A 17063-nucleotide genomic window follows, 5' to 3' on the forward strand; every position below is an offset into this window, starting at 1 on the left:
TCCGTGGCGAACGGGCTGTGCGGGGCCCCGGGACTAGTACCGTGGCGCCTCGTGATCGAGATGCAACACGTCACCAAGCTGTACCCGGCCAGCGGCCGGCCCGCCCTTGACGACGTGTCGACGGAGATCGACAAGGGGGAGTTCGTCTTCCTCATCGGCTCCTCCGGTTCGGGCAAGTCGACCTTCCTGCGGCTGCTGCTGAAGGAGGACGACCCGACGTCGGGCACGGTCTCGGTGAACGGCAAGACGCTCAACACCATGAGCAAGTGGCAGGTGCCCAAGCTCCGCCGCACCATGGGCTGCGTCTTCCAGGACTTCCGGCTGCTGCGCAACCGCACGGTGGCGCAGAACGTCGCCTTCGCCCTCGAGGTCATCAACAAGCCGCACCGGACGATCAAGCGGGTCGTCCCGGAGGTGCTGGAGATGGTCGGGCTGGAGGGCAAGGCCAGTCGGCTCCCCGGCGAGCTCTCCGGTGGGGAGCAGCAGCGGGTGGCCATCGCCCGCGCGTTCGTCAACCGGCCGCTGGTGCTGCTGGCCGACGAGCCGACCGGAAACCTCGACCCGGAGACCAGCGAGGGCATCATGCTGCTGCTCGAGCGGATCAACCGGACCGGCACCACGGTGATCATGGCGACGCACGACTACCACATCGTCGACTCCATGCGCCGCCGCGTCATCGAGCTCAACGGGGGAGTCCTCACCCGCGACCAGTCGCGCGGTGTCTACGGCGTCGGCCGCTAGCAGCGCCCGCCGCACCGACACCGCCGACCGCGTCCGCACGCATCCACGACAGGAAATCCATGCGCGTCAACTTCGTGCTCTCCGAGGTGGCCACCGGGCTGCGTCGCAACCTCACCATGACGGTCGCGATGATCCTGACCACGGCTATCTCGCTCGGACTCATGGGCACCGGCCTGCTGATCGCCGGGATGATCTCCGACATGAAGGAGATCTACTACGACAAGGTGCAGGTCTCCATCTTCCTGGCCGACGACGTCACCGACGAGCAGCGGGCGGCGATCGAGTCGGAGCTGGCCGCCTCGCCGGAGGTCTCGAACTTCATCTACGAGTCGCGCGAGGAGGCCTACGAGCGCTTCCGGCAGCAGTTCAGCCAGCAGCCCGAGCTCGTGGAGAACACCCCGGCCGACGCGCTGCCGGAGAGCTTCCGCGTCGAGCTGGTCAACCCCGAGCGCTACGAGGTCATCGCGGCCGAGTTCCCGAACGGGGAGAACGGTGTCGACCAGGTGCGCGACGAGGGTGACTTCCTCGACCGGCTGTTCAGCCTGCTCAACGGGGCACGTAACGCGACCATCGCCGTCGCGGTCGTGCAGGCGCTCGCCGCCCTGCTGCTGATCTCGAACACCATCCAGCTGGCCGCGTTCAACCGCCGCAACGAGACCAACATCATGCGGCTGGTGGGTGCCTCGCGCTGGTACACCCAGCTGCCGTTCATCCTCGAGGCGGCGTTCGCCGGCCTCGTCGGCGGCCTGCTCGCCGCCGGCGGGCTGATCCTGACCAAGGTCCTGTTCATCGACCGGACGCTGGCCGGGCCGATCAAGGCGGGCATCATCCCGCCGGTCCAGTGGGACGCGATCATCACCAACAGCGTCGTCGTCTCCGGCGTCGGGGTCGCGCTGGCCGGCATCGCCGCGTACGTGACGCTCCGGTTGTACGTAAGGTTGTAGGGGCGAGCCGCCCCGCGAGGCGGCCGGGGAGTGGAGGCCGGAGGCCGCCACCACGAGGGCCGGGGCACGCTCGTGGCAGATGGGGACGGCACCTGGCCGCGGTGTCGTCCGGAGGACGACGGAGGAACGTTGCCGCGAGAGACCGGGCGCAAGCTCATCGCCCAGAACAAGAAGGCGCGGCACGACTACTCGATCCTCGACACCTTCGAGGTGGGTCTGGTGCTCACCGGCACCGAGGTGAAGAGCCTGCGTGCCGGCCGCGCCTCGCTGGTCGACGGGTTCGCCTCGATCGACGACGGCGAGGTGTGGCTGCAGCACGTGCACATCCCCGAGTACGTGCAGGGCACGTGGACCAACCACGCCCCGCGGCGCAAGCGCAAGGTGCTCATGCACCGCGTCGAGATCGACAAGCTGGTCGGCAAGACCCGCGAGGGCGGGCTGACCCTGGTGCCGCTGGACCTGTACTTCAAGGACGGCAAGGTCAAGGCCACGCTCGCGCTGGCGAAGGGCAAGAAGTCCTACGACAAGCGGCACGACCTCGCCGAGCGCGACTCGCGCCGCGAGATCCAGAAGGCCTTCGGGCGGTACGTGAAGGGACGACGGTGAAGGGCATCGCCTACGAGCGGTTCGGTGGCATCGAGGTGCTGGAGTTGCGGGACGACCTGCCCGAGCCGCCGGTCGGCCCGGACACCGTGCTGGTCCGCACCCGCGCTGCCGGGGTCAACCCGGTCGACATCGGCATCCGCGAGGGCGGCCTGGCCGGGTTCTTCCCGCACCACTTCCCGATCATCCCGGGCTGGGACCTCGCCGGCGTCGTCGAGGCGGTCGGCCCCGCGATCGTCGACTTCGCCCCGGGCGACGAGGTGTTCGGCTACCTGCGGCGCGACGACGTCCAGTGGGGAACGGCGGCCGAGCTCGTGCCCGCTCCGCAGCGGTGCCTCGCCCCCAAGCCGGAGTCGCTGTCGTTCACTGAGGCCGGCGCGCTGCCGCTGGCCGGGCTGACCGCCTACCAGGCGCTCACCGAGGCGCTCGAGGTCGGGGAGGGCGACCGGGTGCTGGTGCACCGGGCGGCCGGCGGCGTCGGCTTCTTCGCCGTGCAGATCGCCGTCGCCCTGGGCGCGACCGTCATCGGCACCGCCAGCCCGCGCAACCACGGCTTCCTCACCGACGCCGGCTGCGCCGAGGTGCTCGACTACTCGGCCGGCCCGATCAGCGGGCAGCTGTCCGAGAAGGTCGATGCGGTGCTCGACCTCAACGGCGGGAACGCCCTGGCCGACGCGCCCGAGCAGGTCCGCGACGTCTCCCGCATCGCCAGCGTCGTCGACCCGTCGGTGAACGGGACGGGGGGCCGCTACGTGTTCGTCCGGCCCGACCGGCACGACCTCGAGGAGCTCGGCCGGATGGCCGACGCGGGGCAGCTGCGGGTGGCGATCGCCAAGGCGTTCCCGCTGGAGCAGACGGCCCAGGCGCAGGAGCTGGTCGCCGGCGGGCACGTCCGCGGCAAGGTCGTCGTCACGGTCCCGTGAGCGTCCGACCGCCGGCCGGCGACGCCGACGTCCCCCGGTACTGGCGGGAGCTGGGACTGCCCGGGCTCGTCGACGTGCACGTGCACTTTCTGCCCGAGCGGGTGCAGGCGAAGGTCTGGCAGTACTTCGAGGCAGCGGGGACCCACTACGGCTCCGAGTGGCCGGTCACGTACCGGCTGCCGGAGGACGAGCGGCTCGCCGTCCTCCACCGGCTCGGCGTCCGGGCCTTCCCGACGCTGCCATACCCGCACAAGGCGGGGATGGCCGCGTGGCTGAACGAGTGGTCCGCCGGGTTCGCGGCCGGCCGCCCGCAGGTGCTCCGGTCGGCGACGTTCTTCCCGGAGCCGGGGGTGAACGACTACGTGTCCGGGGCACTGGGCGCCGGCGCGCGGGTGTTCAAGGTGCACGTCCAGGTGGGGGCGTTCGATCCCCGCGACCCGCTGCTCGACGCGGTGTGGGCCCGGCTGGAGGAGACCGGCACCCCGGTCGTCATCCACTGCGGCTCCGGCCCGCTGGCCGGCGAGCACACCGGACCGGAGCCGATGAACGGGCTGCTCGAGCGTTATCCGCGGCTGCAGCTGGTCATCGCGCACCTCGGCATGCCCGAGTACCGGGACTTCCTCGACCTCGCCGAGCGCTACGAGCGGGTGCACCTGGACACCACGATGTTCGCCACCGACTTCACCGAGCGGCTGATGCCGTTCGACCCGGCCGACCGCCCGCGGCTGGCGGCGCTGCGCGACAAGGTGCTCCTCGGCAGCGACTTCCCCTCGATCCCGTACCCCTACGCCCACCAGCTGCAGGCGCTGCACCGGCTGGATCTGGGGGAGGAGTGGCTGCGCGCCGTGCTCTGGCACAACGGGGCGCGGCTGTTCGAGATCGCGGCGTGATCCCGGACTTCCGGCTCGCCGCGCTTCGGGGAGCCGCCGCGAACGGCTGCCGCGCCGCCGCTCTCGACGTCGACAGCGACGACGTGACCGGGGCGCTGCGGGTCTACGAGCGCCCCGGGTTCGAGACGGCGCGCACAAACGTCGCCTGGTCGGTCGCGCAGCCCCCGGTGGCGAGTCGCTAGGGTCCGGCCATGGTCAGCGTCGATCAGCCCGAGCCTGCGTTCGATCCCGCACTCGTCGGCCGCGCGCACCGCGCGATCGACCCGCTGCACTCGCACCTCTACTTCGCCCCGGAGCAGGACGAGCACCTCGGTGCGGTCGGCCTGCGGCCGGGCCGGATGGTCTACTTCGCCGGCCGCGCCGCCCCGATGGGGGCCGTGGGGGCCGGCGTCGTGACGGCGACCTTCTACAACTTCTCGCCGTCGCTGGTCGCGCACATGATCCCGCGGGCCTGGACGCTCGCCGCGCCCGAGCAGGTGCTCACCGCCCGGCTCGATGCCGCCCGCGCCTCGCTCACCCGCCTGCTCGGCGAGGAGGCCGCCGGCTCCCCGGAGGTGGCCGAGCTGGCCGGACTGCTCCGCGAGGCCTGCAGCGACCTGAGCGCCGAGGGCCGGCCGCTCTACGGCGGGCACGCCGACCTGCCGTGGCCGGAGGAGCCGCTGCTCGCCCTGTGGCACGGGGCCACGCTGCTGCGGGAGCACCGCGGCGACGGGCACGTCGCCGTCCTGCTGCACGCCGGGCTCACCGGCCTCGAGGCGCTGATCACCCACTGCGCCACCGGTCGCGGATTCACCGTGCAGGCCGCCAAGGCCACCCGCGGGTGGAAGGACGAGCAGTGGGACGCCGCGTGCGCCGCGCTCGCCGACCGCGGGCTGCTCGACGACGCCGGGCTGACCGAGGAGGGCGCGGAGTTGCGCGCCCGCATCGAGATGCAGACCGACGCGCTCGCCGCCGACCCGTGGCTGTCGCTGGGCGCGGAGAAGACCGCGCGGGTGGTCGAGATCGGCAAGGGCCTGTCGCGCGTGCTGACCGCGAACGGCGCGTTCGGCCAGGGCATCTTCGGCCGCTAGACGACCCGCTGGGACGGCGGGAGCGCACGGGTGCTGCTCCCGCTGGTGGTGGACCTGGGCCCGGGGGCCGTCGGCCGATCCGCGGCCGGGAGCCGGTCACCCGTGTGGGCGAGGACACCCTCGGGTCGTCGTCGCCGGCGTGGGACCATGGGCGACGGCCGGAACGCGAGGGCGGGCGGCTCGACCCGGGAGGAGGACGTCGTGCGCAGCGAACCTCCCAGTACCGGTCCCGAGGTCCTTCCCGCCTGCTGAAGGAGCCCGTTCTCCCCACCCCTCGCACGCCGCGACGGGACCGGGAACGGCGGCTGGCGAGAGGACCTCCGGTGTGCCTCGTCGTCCCCTGCCCTCCGGAGCCCGTCATGACCGAGCGCCGTCTCGCCCCGCTGACCGCCCTGACCACCCTCACCCGCCGTCCGCGGCTGGAGCCCGGGCCGCCGCCGAGCGGGGCCACGGCGTCCGCGACGGTGCCCGACGCCCCGGCCGAGCCGTCGCGGATCGTGGACAACGCGGTGTACTCCGAGGGCCGCCGCATCGCCACGCCGGAGACCGCGGCCGAGAGCCGTGAGGAGCTGGCCGCGGGGGAGGAGCGGCTGGCCTGGATGGGGCTCTACCGCCCGCAGCCGAACGAGCTGGGCGCGCTGGCCGAGCTGTTCGACCTGCCCGAGCTCGCCGTCGAGGACGCCATCAAGGCCCACCAACGGCCGAAGTTCGAGCGCTACGGCAGCACGCTGTTCGTCGTGCTGAAGGCCGCGCGGTACGTCGACGCCCTGGAGGAGGTGGAGTTCGGGGAGCTGCACCTGTTCCTCGGGCCGGACTTCGCCGTCACCGTGCGGCACAGCGAGTCCCCCGACCTGGCTCGCGTGCGCCGTCGGCTGGAGAGCGAGCCGGCGCTGCTGGCGAAGGGCAGCGAGGCGGTGCTGTACGCGGCCCTCGACGCGGTCGTCGACGGGTACGGGCCGGTGGTCGAGGGCCTGGCCAACGACATCGACGAGATCGAGACCCAGGTGTTCGGCGGTGACCCCGGTGTCTCCCGGCGCATCTACGAGCTGTCGCAGGAGGTGCTGGAGTTCCAGCGCGCGGCGCAGCCCCTGACCGGCATCATCGCCGCGATCACCGCCGGTTTCGACAAGTACGGCGTGGACGAGGAGCTGCGCAGCTACCTGCGCGACGTCGCCGACCACGTGGTGCAGGTCAACGAGCGGGTGGAGGGATTCCGCCTGCAGCTGCGCGACATCCTCACCGTGAACGCGACGCTGGTCGCGCAGCGGCAGAACGAGGAGATCCGCGAACTCACCGAGACCAGCATCGCGCAGGGCGAGGAGGTCAAGAAGATCTCGGCCTGGGCGGCCATCCTGTTCGCGCCGAGTCTCGTGGGCGGCGTCTACGGCATGAACTTCGACCACATGCCCGAGCTCGACGAGGTGTGGGGCTACCCGTTCGCGCTGCTGCTGATGTTCGGGGTCAGCCTCACGCTCTACCTGGTGTTCAAGCGCCGCGACTGGATCTGAGCGCGGGACCTGCAGCGGGTCGGGGCGCATCCGTGCGGTCCCGGGCGTCGGGAACAACCTGCTTGTGCGGCCGGTTATCCTGTCTGCACAACTACACAGGGGGTGATTGGTCTCGACTTCGGTCGGGTGTCCAGGGGAAGCGAGCCGAGGAAGGCAACGATGAGCTCGTTAACCACGCGTTGCAAAACACACAAGCGCCGACTCCAGTCAGCGCGAGTTCGCCCTCGCTGCCTAAGTAGCGAGGCGACTCTGTCAGCCCGGGTTCGTCATCGGCCCGGATCCTGGCATCAGCTAGATGACTCACCGTGAGCGCCGGTCGCGGGTGCTCGCGGGACAACAAACAGCGACTGGGCCCGTCACATCGACTTGTTCGCGAGATCGATGGGGTCGAGCAGAGGCAGTAGCGGACTGCGCTCGGAGAAGCCCTGGATATGCGTCGAAGGACGCGGGTTCGATTCCCGCCACCTCCACCAGTGAGATCCATGGAGTGTCTTCTAACTCCTTGTATCTCATCTTGCCTGCTAGTGTCTTCCACCTGAGAGACGCCGCCGGTCGTTCACCGGGGTATCCGGGGGAGGACCAGCAGTGCGGATCGTCGTCATCGACCGACGACTACTGGGTCAAGAACCGCTGTCCCTCCCTGAGGGGCAGCGGTTCGACCCATCCCTCGCTCGCGGGGTCTTCGACGAGCGAGGGCTGCCGGACGGCTTCCCGTTCGTCGTGGACGACGACGGGGGCGTGACGGGCTGTCGGTACCTGAACCAGTACCTGCTCGACGCCCATGCCCAGCGCGCGTTCGACCTGGGCAACATGCGACGGTTCCACGTCTACCACCTGGCGCGATTGCTGAGGTACCTCCGCCAGACTCGGGCGGAGCGGCTCGCCGAACAGGTGGGGCAGCCGGTCGAGGACTGGCTGGCCGAGAACGGGGAGCCGAAGGTCGACCTGATCGAGGCAGCCCGCGAGGATCTGGTCGGCTACCGGGACAGCCGCCAGGGCGCGGTCGAGTTCACCACCCTCGACACCGAGATGGGCTGCCTGTCCTCGTTCTTCCGGTACGCCACCGCGATGCACTGGATCGCGGCCGATCCGACGCCTCGATGGGGTGATCGGAACACGCTCATGTCCCGGCAGCGAAAGGTCAGGCAGGCGCGGTTCCTGAACCCCGCGCAGACCGCGCACTTCCTCGCCGTGGGCCTACGCGGTGACGGAGCCGACGAGGAGTCGCGGCCCGCCGCTCCCGAGCGGGACTTCGTGTACGGACTGTTGCTCGGCACGACCGGCCTCCGGAGGGAGGAAGGCGCATTCGTTCTCGACAACGAGATCCCCCCGCTGGCGGACATGCCTCCGGATGGCGTGCACGTCTTCCATCGCATCGGCAAGAAGGGCGTCACCCGAGCCGTCTACGTGACCGCTGAGGTAGCCCAGGCGGTCGACCTGTACCGGCAGACCGAACGGGCCGCTCTCGTCCGGCGGCATCAGCCCTCCCTGCGACGGCTCCGCCGCGAGGGACGCCTCCTCGTCGTCGATGACCTCGCCCGGCTGCGCGGCCAGCCCGCCGTCGTCATCGACGGGCACACGCGCTCCACACTCACCCTCACCGATGAGGACCGCGCCCGCACCGTCCGGATCCTCGACGACGGCACGATCGAGCCGCTCGGCCTGTTCGTCGCACGGGGACTACCCCCAGTGCTGGCCTACTGGAACCAACTGTTCAGCGACGCCCGGAACCGGGTCTTCGAGCGCGGTGGCCCCAACCGGCCACCCGAGCACATCACCGTCACGCCGCACACCCTTCGCCACACCTTCGCCGTCCGGATGCTCGCCGCCCTGATGAAGGAAGGACGGGAGCGGACAGGCCAGCCCTACCTGCTGCTGGCCAATCCGGTGCTGACCGTCAAGGAGTTGCTCGGACACGCCGATGTGTCCACAACCTACGACTACCTGTACGCCGCCGAGACGTGGCAGGAGGAGGTACCGCGCACGTTGCGGTCCATCGCCGCCGGACTTGTCGGACACACCAGCGATGATCCCGGCGACGACGTGCAGGACACCGACGACGAGGACGAGGCGTGACGCGAGGCTCCTACAGCACCCCGACAACACGTCGGTACTCGACAGCAGCCCTCGCCCTCAGCGACCCCCGCTCCTACGCCTGGCAGGACTACGGACGCACGATCACATCGTCGGTCACCCCTACCGACTACGTCCTCCCCACACTTGCTGCCGCCCTCGCCGACAAGTGGCTGGAGGTGGCGCGCGGCAACGGGCAGGTGATGAAGGAACTGCTCACCGCAGTACGCGCCTTCCTCCGGCACCTCGGCCAGCAGCCTCACGTGGTGGGCAGCGAGAGTTCCTTCGGCCTGGGTGACCTGCGTCGTCGACACCTCGATGCCTGGGAAATGGACCTGCTCGCCGCACACCGGACAGCCAAGACGGACACCCACTACCGCTACGCGGTTCACCTCTTCGCGCTGTTCGACCGCATCAACAGGGACGCGCCTGGCGTGCTGCATCCCGAGGTCGTGCGGCGCTTGGAGAACGACACCCGCCTCCGCCATCACCGCAACGAGGGACTGCCCGCCTTCGCGTCGAGGGAGGTCCGGCGGATGCGGTCCCAGGCCCACCGCCTCGTCTACAGCCACCTTGGGGCGCAGACGGCTGAGCCTTCGCTCCCGCCGCCTCCGCGCGTACTGGTCGCCGCCCACGTGCTGCTGAGCCTCGCCGCAGGCGAGCCGCCGGAGGTCATCCGCGCCCTGACCGTCGACCACGTGGTCGCAACCGCCGCGCCCGAGCACGACCAAGCCGTCGACGGGCTGACCCCCGCCGCTCGGCTCGCGTGGCTGGCCGAGCGGGACCTGGTGGAGCAGTACGCCGTCACCTGGCAGAAGAACCGGGCGCAGGAGACCTACCAGGAGGTCTACACCCGGCACGATCACGCCGCTCACCGGGCGCTCACGTGGCTCATCCGGCTGACCGCAGGGCTGCGGGCTCGCAGCGGCCTATCCTCGCTCTGGCAGCAGCAGCGGCCCGACGGACGGATCACGGAGCCGCTCTGGAACACCGATGCCTTCCGCATCCGAGGCTGGATCGCCGAGGCGGGCATCGAGGTCAGCGAGCCGCAGGTCTGGGGGCGGTTCCGGAAGGTCGTCGTCGCCAGCGAGGCGCTCGCCAACCCACGTCGCTACCTCAACAGCAAGCGGCGGCACGGCGCCGAGACGTTCTTCCGGCACTACACCAACAGCGAGGTGCTCCGCGCCGAAGCCGGGCGCCTGCTCATCGACAGCGCCAACGACATGTTCGAGGCCGCGCTCGCCGGCCCCACCGTGGTGACCCCGGAGGCCGAGCAGTTGCTCGCCGAGGGCCAGGAAACCCCCGGCCTCGACGGTGTCACCGCTGCCGCGCTGCTGCGCGGTGACCTCGACGGACCGCAAGCCGCCTGTCGCGATCCCAAGGACAGCCCCTACGAGGCGCCGGGGGTGACGTGCACGAGGTCGATGACCGGGACCTGCTTCGGCTGTGGCAACGCCCTCATCACCCAGTACCACCTCCCAGCGGCGCTGGCCATCGCCGAGGTCGCCGATCCCGTCCGCGCCGCCGACCCGCAGGTCTGGCTGGACCACTGGAAGCCGATCTACGAGATGATCACCGAGGTCGTCCTGCCTGCATTCCCGACTGAGGTCGTGGAGGCTGCCCGCCAGCGGATGGGGATGGTCCCGCTCGACCTCGGCACACGCAACGACATGCGGGGCACCGATGACGTTGCTTGACCGTGCGACCGACGCCCGACCCAGCGCCTTCACGCCGGGTGAGGCCGTGTGGGCGCTGGAGCCAGCCGGACCGCGCTACGGCCAGACCGTCTGGGACTTCGGCCCCATCGTCACCCGCATGAGCCAGGGCGAGCGCCGCATCGACTTCGCCGACATCCCGGACGGCTACCGCACCGATGTCACCGATCTGCTCATGGTCCTCGCCCAGCCCGACCACCCGGCCGTTGTCGAGGCCGGGGTGGTCCGCCGCGCCGACCCTGCTCCCACGTACGCCGTCTACGGCGCCTACATCCGTCTGCGCCTGCTCGCCAACTGGGGCGCTGACCGCTCGCTGCCGTCGTTCGGGGCCTGGCGCCAGCAGCATTGCGACGACCTGCTGAGCGACCTCCAGACGGGACGCCACCGGGAGGACGGGCACGGGCTCACTCCTGGCACGATCCGGGGCTACGTCGAGGCCCTCAAGTCGCTGCGCGACTACCGCGCTGTCCTGCCCGAGGGCTTGTCCTTCCAGCCGTGGGGAGCGCGGTCAGCCAACGAGGTCGCCGGGGACGACGGACGCGGCGTGGAGAACGAGACGGCGCCCCTCCCCTGGGACCTCTGGGCGCCTCTGCTCGCTGCATCGTGGGCCATCGTCGACCGTTGGTCGGTCGACATCATCCCCGCCGTCCAGATGCAGCGGGAACTACCCGCACGTCCCGCTGGACCGGCCGCCGGGAACGCTTGGCGCATCCTCCAGGCATGGGACGCGGCGGGTGGAAAGGTCCCGCTGCACACCGGTTTCGGACGCAGCCCCGGTGAACGCGGCGAGGTCAACACGACGCTGTTCTGCCGCATGCTGCGTATCAACGACTCAATCTTCAAGCCGGTTCACCCCGCCTACCGGCAGGAAGCGGTGGACCTGCTGGATGCCGCTGCCGCCGAGAAGTCACGCGGCGTCCTCGGCGGATTGGTCGAGCCCACCGCCTTGGTCTCGCACGACGACGGCGCCCAGGCCCCGTGGGTCAGCGAGATCGGCTTGGGTGAAATGGAGTTCCTGGTCAGCGTGCTGCGCGCTGCCTGCTACGTCGTCATCGCCTGCCTCACCGGGATGCGCGATGGCGAAATCCAGGAACTGACGCGGGACTCGATCACCACACGCGACGGCCTGCCAGCGCTGGCCAGCACCCAGCACAAGGGCAACGACGACCTGGACGGCGAGGACCGCGCCTGGTGGGCGCCGCAGCCCGCCATCCGCGCCTGCGAAGTCCTCGCTGCCGTCAGCCCGCACCCCACCTACCTGTTCGCGCGGAGCGCCACCAACGCAGGCTCGTACAACGGCGACCGGGACATCCCCCGACTCCTCGCCTTCGTTAACGGAGACCCCGCGACCCGCCCCGGACGGGGCGCCGGGCTCGCGCTCCGGCGGATCGAGGTGACCGACTCGGACAGCATCAACGCACTGACCCTGCGGCGCTCCTTCGCCGTCTACGCCACCACCAAGCCCGGTGCCGAACTCGGCCTGGGCATCCAACTCGGGCACTCCGCCTGGCGCATGACGAGCGGCTACATGAGCGACGGTCAACAGCGTTCCGTCCGGCACCTCGACGGGATTCGCAAGGGCATCCTCCGGAAGGAGGCTGAAGCCCTCATCGTCGGAACGACCCCTGTCGCCGGACCCGCCGCCCGGCACATCACCGCCTTCCGCGCCCAGATCGTCGCCGACCCCGCCCGTGCGGAACGCATCGCCGACACTCTCGCCGAACGGCTCCACTTTGGCCTCACCAACGACTGCATGTGGAACCCCGCAACCAGTGGCTGCGGAGCCGAGCGCCCGCGCCTCGGCGACCACGTCTGCATCGGCTTGGACTGCACCAACGCCCTCGCCACCGAGGTCCACAGCCCCGTCTACCAGGACGCCGTCGCCCGCATCGACGCCTACCTCGATCAGGATCGAGGCAGTCAGGACCTGCGGGAACGGATGCAGCGCGACCGCGCCAACCTTGTCCGCGCCCTCCGCGACCTCCGTCGCGACACCGCCAGCCCATTGGAGGCGTGATGCCAGCCAACCGCAAGCGCGTCTCCGACGAGGTGATGGCCCGCGTCTCCGCCGCTATCGATGCCCTTGCCGCTGACGCGAGCGCGCCACGGACCAAGCGTCAGGTCGAGCACCTCAGCGGCCTCAGCCATGACGCCGTCGCCCGCGCGTTCCGGCAGGACGCCACGGAAGCGGACAACTCGTACCGGCTCAACGAGAAGATGGATCAACTACTCGCGCCTAGTGGCTCCGGCAGGCGCAGCCCCGTCGCCGAGGAGAAGCACCAGGACAAGCAGAAGATCGCCGAACTTAAGCAGCAACTCAGTGAACTCAACCGGCAACTGGACCGCTACGCCATGACCCTTTTCGCGCATCACCTCTCGGACAACCCGGCCGCTGCGACGACGAGCGACGTAGTGCCCATTCGTCGCCACAAGAAGGTGCGCGACTGAATGCTCATCGTCGTCTCAGGGCTACCGGGTACCGGAAAGTCCGCTGTTGCCGCCGTGCTCGCTGGCCGATTGAAGGCCGTCCATCTATCTATCGACCCAATCGAAGATGCGCTCAGAGGCGCTGGACTGCCGCCGTCCTGGGAAACCGGGGTCGGTGCCTACGAGGCGGCTCGTGAGATGACTGAACAGAACCTTCTCCTCGGCCATGCGGTCGTGGTGGATGCGGTGAACGACAGTGAGCCAGCGAGAGGCACTTGGCGCCTTGCAGCCCAACGCGCGGGAGCAGACCTCACCTTCGTCCTCTTGACCCTTGCCGACGCCGAGGAGCATCGGCGTCGACTTGAAGGGCGCGCACGCGGACTGCGCCATGTTCCTGAGCCAACGTGGCACCAGGTCCAAGAGCGTGCCGCTGGCTACGTGGATTGGCCGGACGAGGACTGCCTCCGGGTGGACGCGGCGCCTTCGGTGGAGGAGATCGTCCTCGCGGTACACAAGACACTGACCGGGAAGACACCGTCTTTCTGACAGTTACCTCCACCACCCCTGTTGCGTGCGAGAGCCCCGGTCGCTGACCGGGGCTCTCGTGCGTCCGGCCCCGGGTCGCTGCCGTCCCTTCTCGCGGTCGGGCACGGCGCGCCCCGGGCGTCCAGGTGATCAGGTCCGTGGCCGGCGCTGCTCTCCGGTGGCCGCCGCGCCGAGCCGTGGCGGACCGGTCAGACGCCCGAGAAGTCGACCTCCGCGGTGGGGGTGACACTGCCCCGGCGGCCGGGCGCGGACGCGAGGTCCCAGTAGGCGTTCGTGTAGGCGATCGCCTGGTCGGGGCCGATCGGGACGCCCCACTGGCGCAGGTCCTCGGTGGTGTGCGCGTCAGCGACCAGGGTGGTGTCGTACCCGCGGACCAGGGCGCCGTGCAACGTCGAGCGGATGCAGGCGTCGGTCTGCGCGCCGGTGACCACCAACCGGCCGATGGCACGCTCGGCGAGGTGCTCCTCCAGGCCGGTGGCCTCGAACGAGTCGCCGTAGCTCTTGTGCACCAGGGGCTCGGAGTCCAGGCGCGCCAGCTCCGGGACGTACTGCCACTCGTCGGAGCCCTGCGGCAGGCCCTCGTCGGAGTGCTGGACCCACACCACCGGCACCTGCTCGGCGCGGGCCTTCTCGACGAGCTGCCGGATGTTGCCGACGACGCGGTCGCGCTCGTAGGCGTTGCCGACCACGCCGTTCTGCACGTCGATGACGAGCAGGGCGGTGCGCGAACGGTTCTCCAGTGCGGTCATGGCTGCCTCCGTGGACTCCGGGACGTCGCGGTCACCGTAGAGCGGACCGGTGACGCTTCGGCGTCCGCCGAGCCCGCCGGTGCGGCCACGATCGGGGGAGCCTCCGCAACCTGCGCCCACCGGACCTCGTTGCGCCGACCGTGACCGACGAGCAGGGCCACCGGCCGCGCACGGTGGCCCGCGACGGCGGCTGGACAGAGTGGGCGCCCAGCGGCCGGCTGGCCGTCCCGGTCATCGTGCTGCTGGTCGCCGCGGCCAACCTGATCGGGGTCGGCACCGTGGTCCTGCTGCTGATCGGCGTGGAGGACAGCAGGGGCAGCCCCGGCCGCACGGTGGTGCTCTGGGCGGCCGGGGCCTACCTCGCCCTCGCACTGCCGCTCGCCGTCGTCGCGGGGCTGCGGCGGCAGCGGGCCACGAACCGCTGGCTGATGGCCGGCCGGGAGCCGACGAGCGGCGAGGCGGCGCACACCCTGCGGTTACCGCTGGACACCGCGCTCATCGCCGCTCTGGTCTGGCTGCTGGGCGCGGTCCTCGTGGGCGCCGTCGGGGCGGTCACCCTCCCCGACGCCCGGGTAGGTGCGCGGATCGCCGTCGCCGTCGTCCTCGGCGGCGTGGTCACCGCCGGCGTCACCTACCTGCTGGTCGCCCGGGCGGCGCGGGCCGTCACCGCCCACGCACTGGCCGCCCACCCGCCGGCCGGCGCGCTCACCCTGGGCGTGCGCATCCGCCTACTGCTCACCTGGGGGCTCACCAGCGGCGTCCCCATGGTCGGCGTCATCCTGCTGTACCTGGACCCGAGCAACCCCGACGGCCCCGGCCGCACGGCGGTCATCTTCCTCGTCGTCGTCGCGCTGCTGGTCGGTGCGCTGGCCACCGTCCTCACCGCCCGGGCCGTGGGCCAGCCGCTGCGCGACCTGCGGCGCGCGGTGCAGCAGGTCGGCCGGGGGGACTACGACGTCGACGTCGTGGTCGACGACGCCGGCGAGATCGGGCTGCTGCAGGAGGGGGTGAACTCCATGGCCGCGGGCCTGGCCGAGCGGGAGCGGCTGCGCGACCTGTTCGGGCGGCACGTCGGCACGACGGTCGCCCAGCGGGCGCTGGCCACCGGCGTCTCCCTCGGCGGGGAGGAGCGGACCGTGGCGGCGCTCTTCGTCGACATCGCCGGCTCCACGTCGCTGGTCCGCCGCACCGGCCCGGAGGAGATGGCCGGCCTGCTCAACCGGTTCTTCGCCGTCGTCGTCGAGTCCATCGAGGCCGAGGGCGGCCTGGTGAACAAGTTCGAGGGCGACGCCGCACTGTGCGTCTTCGGTGCCCCGGCCGACCACCCCGACCCGGCCGGCGCGGCCCTGCGGGCTGCCCGGCGGATCTGCGACGCCGTCGCCGAGGCGGGGGAGGTCGACGTCGGCGTGGGGGTCGCCTGCGGCCGGGTGTGGGCGGGGCAGGTGGGCGCGGCCAGCCGGCTGGAGTACACCGTCATCGGCGACCCGGTGAACGAGGCGGCGCGGCTCACCGAGCAGGCGAAGGAGCACCCGGGCCGCGCCGTGGCCAGCGAGTCCACCGCACGGGCGGCTGCCCCCGAGGAGCGCGCGCACTGGGTGCAGGACGCCGAGGTCGAGCTCCGTGGCCGCGGCGAGACCACGACCACGTGGGCGCGTTGCCGGGGCGAGTGGAGCACGAGGCGTTCCCGCGGGAACGCCTCCGACCCGCACAGGTGGTCGCCGGCCTGAATGAGCCGGATGGCGATCGGGGACGACGCCGGAGCGGGCCCATGCCAGGACGGGATCCGGCGGCCAGGAGCGACGACTACTGCGTCGGGGAGCGGGTCCCCTTGCCCGCTTCGTGCGCCTTCACCACGACCAGCACGTCCTCCGGCTGGAGCGTCCCGATCAGCGGGTCGTCGAAGCGCAGCGTGCGCCCGCCGCGGGTCACCGACAGCACGATGTCGCGCAGCTGCCGGGGGCCCAGGCCCACCTCGTCGGTGGTGACCGTCCGCTGGTGGAGGTCCAGCCCCTGCCCACCGGTGACCAGGTCCTCGACCACGGCCACCACCCGCGGGGCGTCGGTGGACAGGCCGAGCAGCCGCCCGGAGGTGGCCGAGGTGGTGATGACCGTGTCGGCGCCGGACTGCCGCAGGAGGTTGGCGTTCTCCTCCTCCCGGACACTGGTGGTGATCGGCACGCTCGGGTTGAGCTGCCGCACCGTCAGGGTGATGAGCACCGACGCGTCGTCGCGGTTGGCGGCGACGATCACCGACCGGGCCCGCTCCACGGCTGCCCGGCGCAGCACGTCCGTGCGGCCGGCGTCGCCGACGATGCCGGTGAGCCCGGCGGCGTTGGCCTCGTCGATCGCCCGGGGCTCCGGATCGACGACGACGATCTTCTCCAGCGGCGTGCCGTTGGCCTGCAGCGAGCGGATCGCGCTCCGGCCTTTGGTGCCGTAGCCGCACACGATGACGTGCTGGCGCACGCGGGACCTCCAGCGGTGGATGCGGAACTCCTCGCGCGAGCGCGCGGTGAGGGCCTCGAGCGTCGTTCCGATGAGGACGATCAGGAACATGATGCGCAGCGGCGTGATCAGCAGGACGTTGATCAGCCGGGCCTGCTCGGTGACCGGGGTGATGTCGCCGTAGCCGGTGGTGGAGAGGCTGACCGTCGCGTAGTAGGTCGCGTCGAGGAGCGAGATCTCGTCGCCGCGGCTGTCGGCGTAGCCGTCCCGGTCCAGGTAGACCACGAGCACGACGACGAGCAGGACGACCGCGGCGATGAGCACGCGCCGCCACACCTGGCGGACCGGTGACTGCTCGACGTGGGCGATCCGCACCCCGGTGTGCTCGGTCTCCAGACCGTTCCGCTCTTCAGCCACGCCGCGGACGAT

Annotated in this window: 16 protein-coding genes and 1 other RNA gene; 15 read left to right on the forward strand and 2 right to left on the reverse strand. The window is 71.1% G+C overall.

The window, feature by feature from the left end; all coding sequences use genetic code 11:
* The first annotated feature begins 60 nt into the window (after window positions 1–60).
* The 14 genes from ftsE (at window position 61) to ABC795_RS04385 (ending at window position 13440) form a co-directional block, all read left to right on the forward strand.
* Window positions 61–741 carry a cell division ATP-binding protein FtsE gene (gene ftsE / locus ABC795_RS04320; protein WP_347060683.1) on the forward strand — a complete coding sequence of 227 codons (681 nt, stop codon included), beginning with the start codon at window positions 61–63 and terminating at the stop codon, window positions 739–741.
* Between the two features lie 59 nt (window positions 742–800).
* Window positions 801–1685, forward strand: a complete 885-nt coding sequence (gene ftsX / locus ABC795_RS04325) for a permease-like cell division protein FtsX (RefSeq protein ID WP_347059678.1) — start codon at window positions 801–803, stop codon at window positions 1683–1685.
* Window positions 1686–1814: 129 nt separating this feature from the next.
* A complete protein-coding gene (gene smpB / locus ABC795_RS04330) occupies window positions 1815–2291 on the forward strand; it encodes an SsrA-binding protein SmpB (protein WP_347059679.1) in 477 nt (158 codons plus the stop codon).
* A complete protein-coding gene (locus ABC795_RS04335) occupies window positions 2288–3211 on the forward strand; it encodes an NADP-dependent oxidoreductase (RefSeq protein ID WP_347059680.1) in 924 nt (307 codons plus the stop codon). The genes smpB and ABC795_RS04335 overlap by 4 nt, the downstream gene beginning before the upstream one ends.
* Entirely contained in the window at window positions 3208–4101 is an 894-nt protein-coding gene (locus ABC795_RS04340; protein ID WP_347059681.1) for an amidohydrolase family protein, read from the forward strand. Before ABC795_RS04335 ends, ABC795_RS04340 begins: the two co-directional genes overlap by 4 nt.
* Window positions 4098–4283: a hypothetical protein gene (locus ABC795_RS04345; RefSeq protein WP_347059682.1), complete on the forward strand. Its 186-nt coding sequence runs from the start codon at window positions 4098–4100 to the stop codon at window positions 4281–4283. Before ABC795_RS04340 ends, ABC795_RS04345 begins: the two co-directional genes overlap by 4 nt.
* A 9-nt stretch (window positions 4284–4292) precedes the next feature.
* Entirely contained in the window at window positions 4293–5171 is an 879-nt protein-coding gene (locus ABC795_RS04350) for a hypothetical protein (protein WP_347059683.1), read from the forward strand.
* Between the two features lie 359 nt (window positions 5172–5530).
* The gene (locus ABC795_RS04355) at window positions 5531–6679 is read left to right on the forward strand and encodes a magnesium and cobalt transport protein CorA (RefSeq protein WP_347059684.1); all 1149 of its coding nucleotides are present in this window, start codon (window positions 5531–5533) and stop codon (window positions 6677–6679) included.
* A 98-nt stretch (window positions 6680–6777) separates the two neighbouring features.
* Window positions 6778–7152: a transfer-messenger RNA gene (ssrA, locus tag ABC795_RS04360) on the forward strand.
* Window positions 7153–7264: 112 nt separating this feature from the next.
* The gene (locus tag ABC795_RS04365; protein ID WP_347059685.1) at window positions 7265–8755 is read left to right on the forward strand and encodes a hypothetical protein; all 1491 of its coding nucleotides are present in this window, start codon (window positions 7265–7267) and stop codon (window positions 8753–8755) included.
* Entirely contained in the window at window positions 8752–10449 is a 1698-nt protein-coding gene (locus ABC795_RS04370; RefSeq protein WP_347059686.1) for a hypothetical protein, read from the forward strand. Before ABC795_RS04365 ends, ABC795_RS04370 begins: the two co-directional genes overlap by 4 nt.
* Entirely contained in the window at window positions 10436–12484 is a 2049-nt protein-coding gene (locus ABC795_RS04375) for a hypothetical protein (protein ID WP_347059687.1), read from the forward strand. Before ABC795_RS04370 ends, ABC795_RS04375 begins: the two co-directional genes overlap by 14 nt.
* Window positions 12484–12915, forward strand: a complete 432-nt coding sequence (locus tag ABC795_RS04380; RefSeq protein WP_347059688.1) for a hypothetical protein — start codon at window positions 12484–12486, stop codon at window positions 12913–12915. The genes ABC795_RS04375 and ABC795_RS04380 overlap by 1 nt, the downstream gene beginning before the upstream one ends.
* Window positions 12916–13440: an ATP-binding protein gene (locus tag ABC795_RS04385; RefSeq protein WP_347059689.1), complete on the forward strand. Its 525-nt coding sequence runs from the start codon at window positions 12916–12918 to the stop codon at window positions 13438–13440. It begins immediately after the preceding gene.
* 188 nt (window positions 13441–13628) lie between these two features.
* Here the strand turns inward: ABC795_RS04385 and ABC795_RS04390 are convergent, their stop codons facing one another.
* A complete protein-coding gene (locus tag ABC795_RS04390; protein WP_347059690.1) occupies window positions 13629–14189 on the reverse strand; it encodes an isochorismatase family protein in 561 nt (186 codons plus the stop codon).
* 140 nt (window positions 14190–14329) lie between these two features.
* Between ABC795_RS04390 and ABC795_RS04395 the strand changes: the two genes are divergently transcribed.
* Window positions 14330–15916, forward strand: coding sequence for an adenylate/guanylate cyclase domain-containing protein (locus tag ABC795_RS04395; protein WP_347059691.1), 1587 nt, complete (start codon window positions 14330–14332; stop codon window positions 15914–15916).
* A 76-nt stretch (window positions 15917–15992) separates the two neighbouring features.
* Here the strand turns inward: ABC795_RS04395 and ABC795_RS04400 are convergent, their stop codons facing one another.
* Window positions 15993–17051 carry a potassium channel family protein gene (locus tag ABC795_RS04400; protein ID WP_347059692.1) on the reverse strand — a complete coding sequence of 353 codons (1059 nt, stop codon included), beginning with the start codon at window positions 17049–17051 and terminating at the stop codon, window positions 15993–15995.
* Window positions 17052–17063 lie beyond the last annotated feature (12 nt).

The organism is Blastococcus sp. HT6-30, assembly GCF_039729015.1.
Taxonomy (GTDB): Bacteria; Actinomycetota; Actinomycetes; order Mycobacteriales; family Geodermatophilaceae; genus Blastococcus.

What these genes read in the sequence shown, in the direction of transcription:
- ABC795_RS04350 (WP_347059683.1), top strand. Translation starts at nt 4,293, where the DNA reads ATGGTCAGCGTCGATCAGCCCGAGCCTGCGTTCGATCCCGCACTCGTC.
- ftsE (WP_347060683.1), top strand. Translation starts at nt 61, where the DNA reads ATGCAACACGTCACCAAGCTGTACCCGGCCAGCGGCCGGCCCGCCCTT.
- ABC795_RS04375 (WP_347059687.1), top strand. Translation starts at nt 10,436, where the DNA reads ATGACGTTGCTTGACCGTGCGACCGACGCCCGACCCAGCGCCTTCACG.
- ABC795_RS04390 (WP_347059690.1), bottom strand. Translation starts at nt 14,189, where the DNA reads ATGACCGCACTGGAGAACCGTTCGCGCACCGCCCTGCTCGTCATCGAC.
- ABC795_RS04355 (WP_347059684.1), top strand. Translation starts at nt 5,531, where the DNA reads ATGACCGAGCGCCGTCTCGCCCCGCTGACCGCCCTGACCACCCTCACC.
- ftsX (WP_347059678.1), top strand. Translation starts at nt 801, where the DNA reads ATGCGCGTCAACTTCGTGCTCTCCGAGGTGGCCACCGGGCTGCGTCGC.
- ABC795_RS04380 (WP_347059688.1), top strand. Translation starts at nt 12,484, where the DNA reads ATGCCAGCCAACCGCAAGCGCGTCTCCGACGAGGTGATGGCCCGCGTC.
- ABC795_RS04385 (WP_347059689.1), top strand. Translation starts at nt 12,916, where the DNA reads ATGCTCATCGTCGTCTCAGGGCTACCGGGTACCGGAAAGTCCGCTGTT.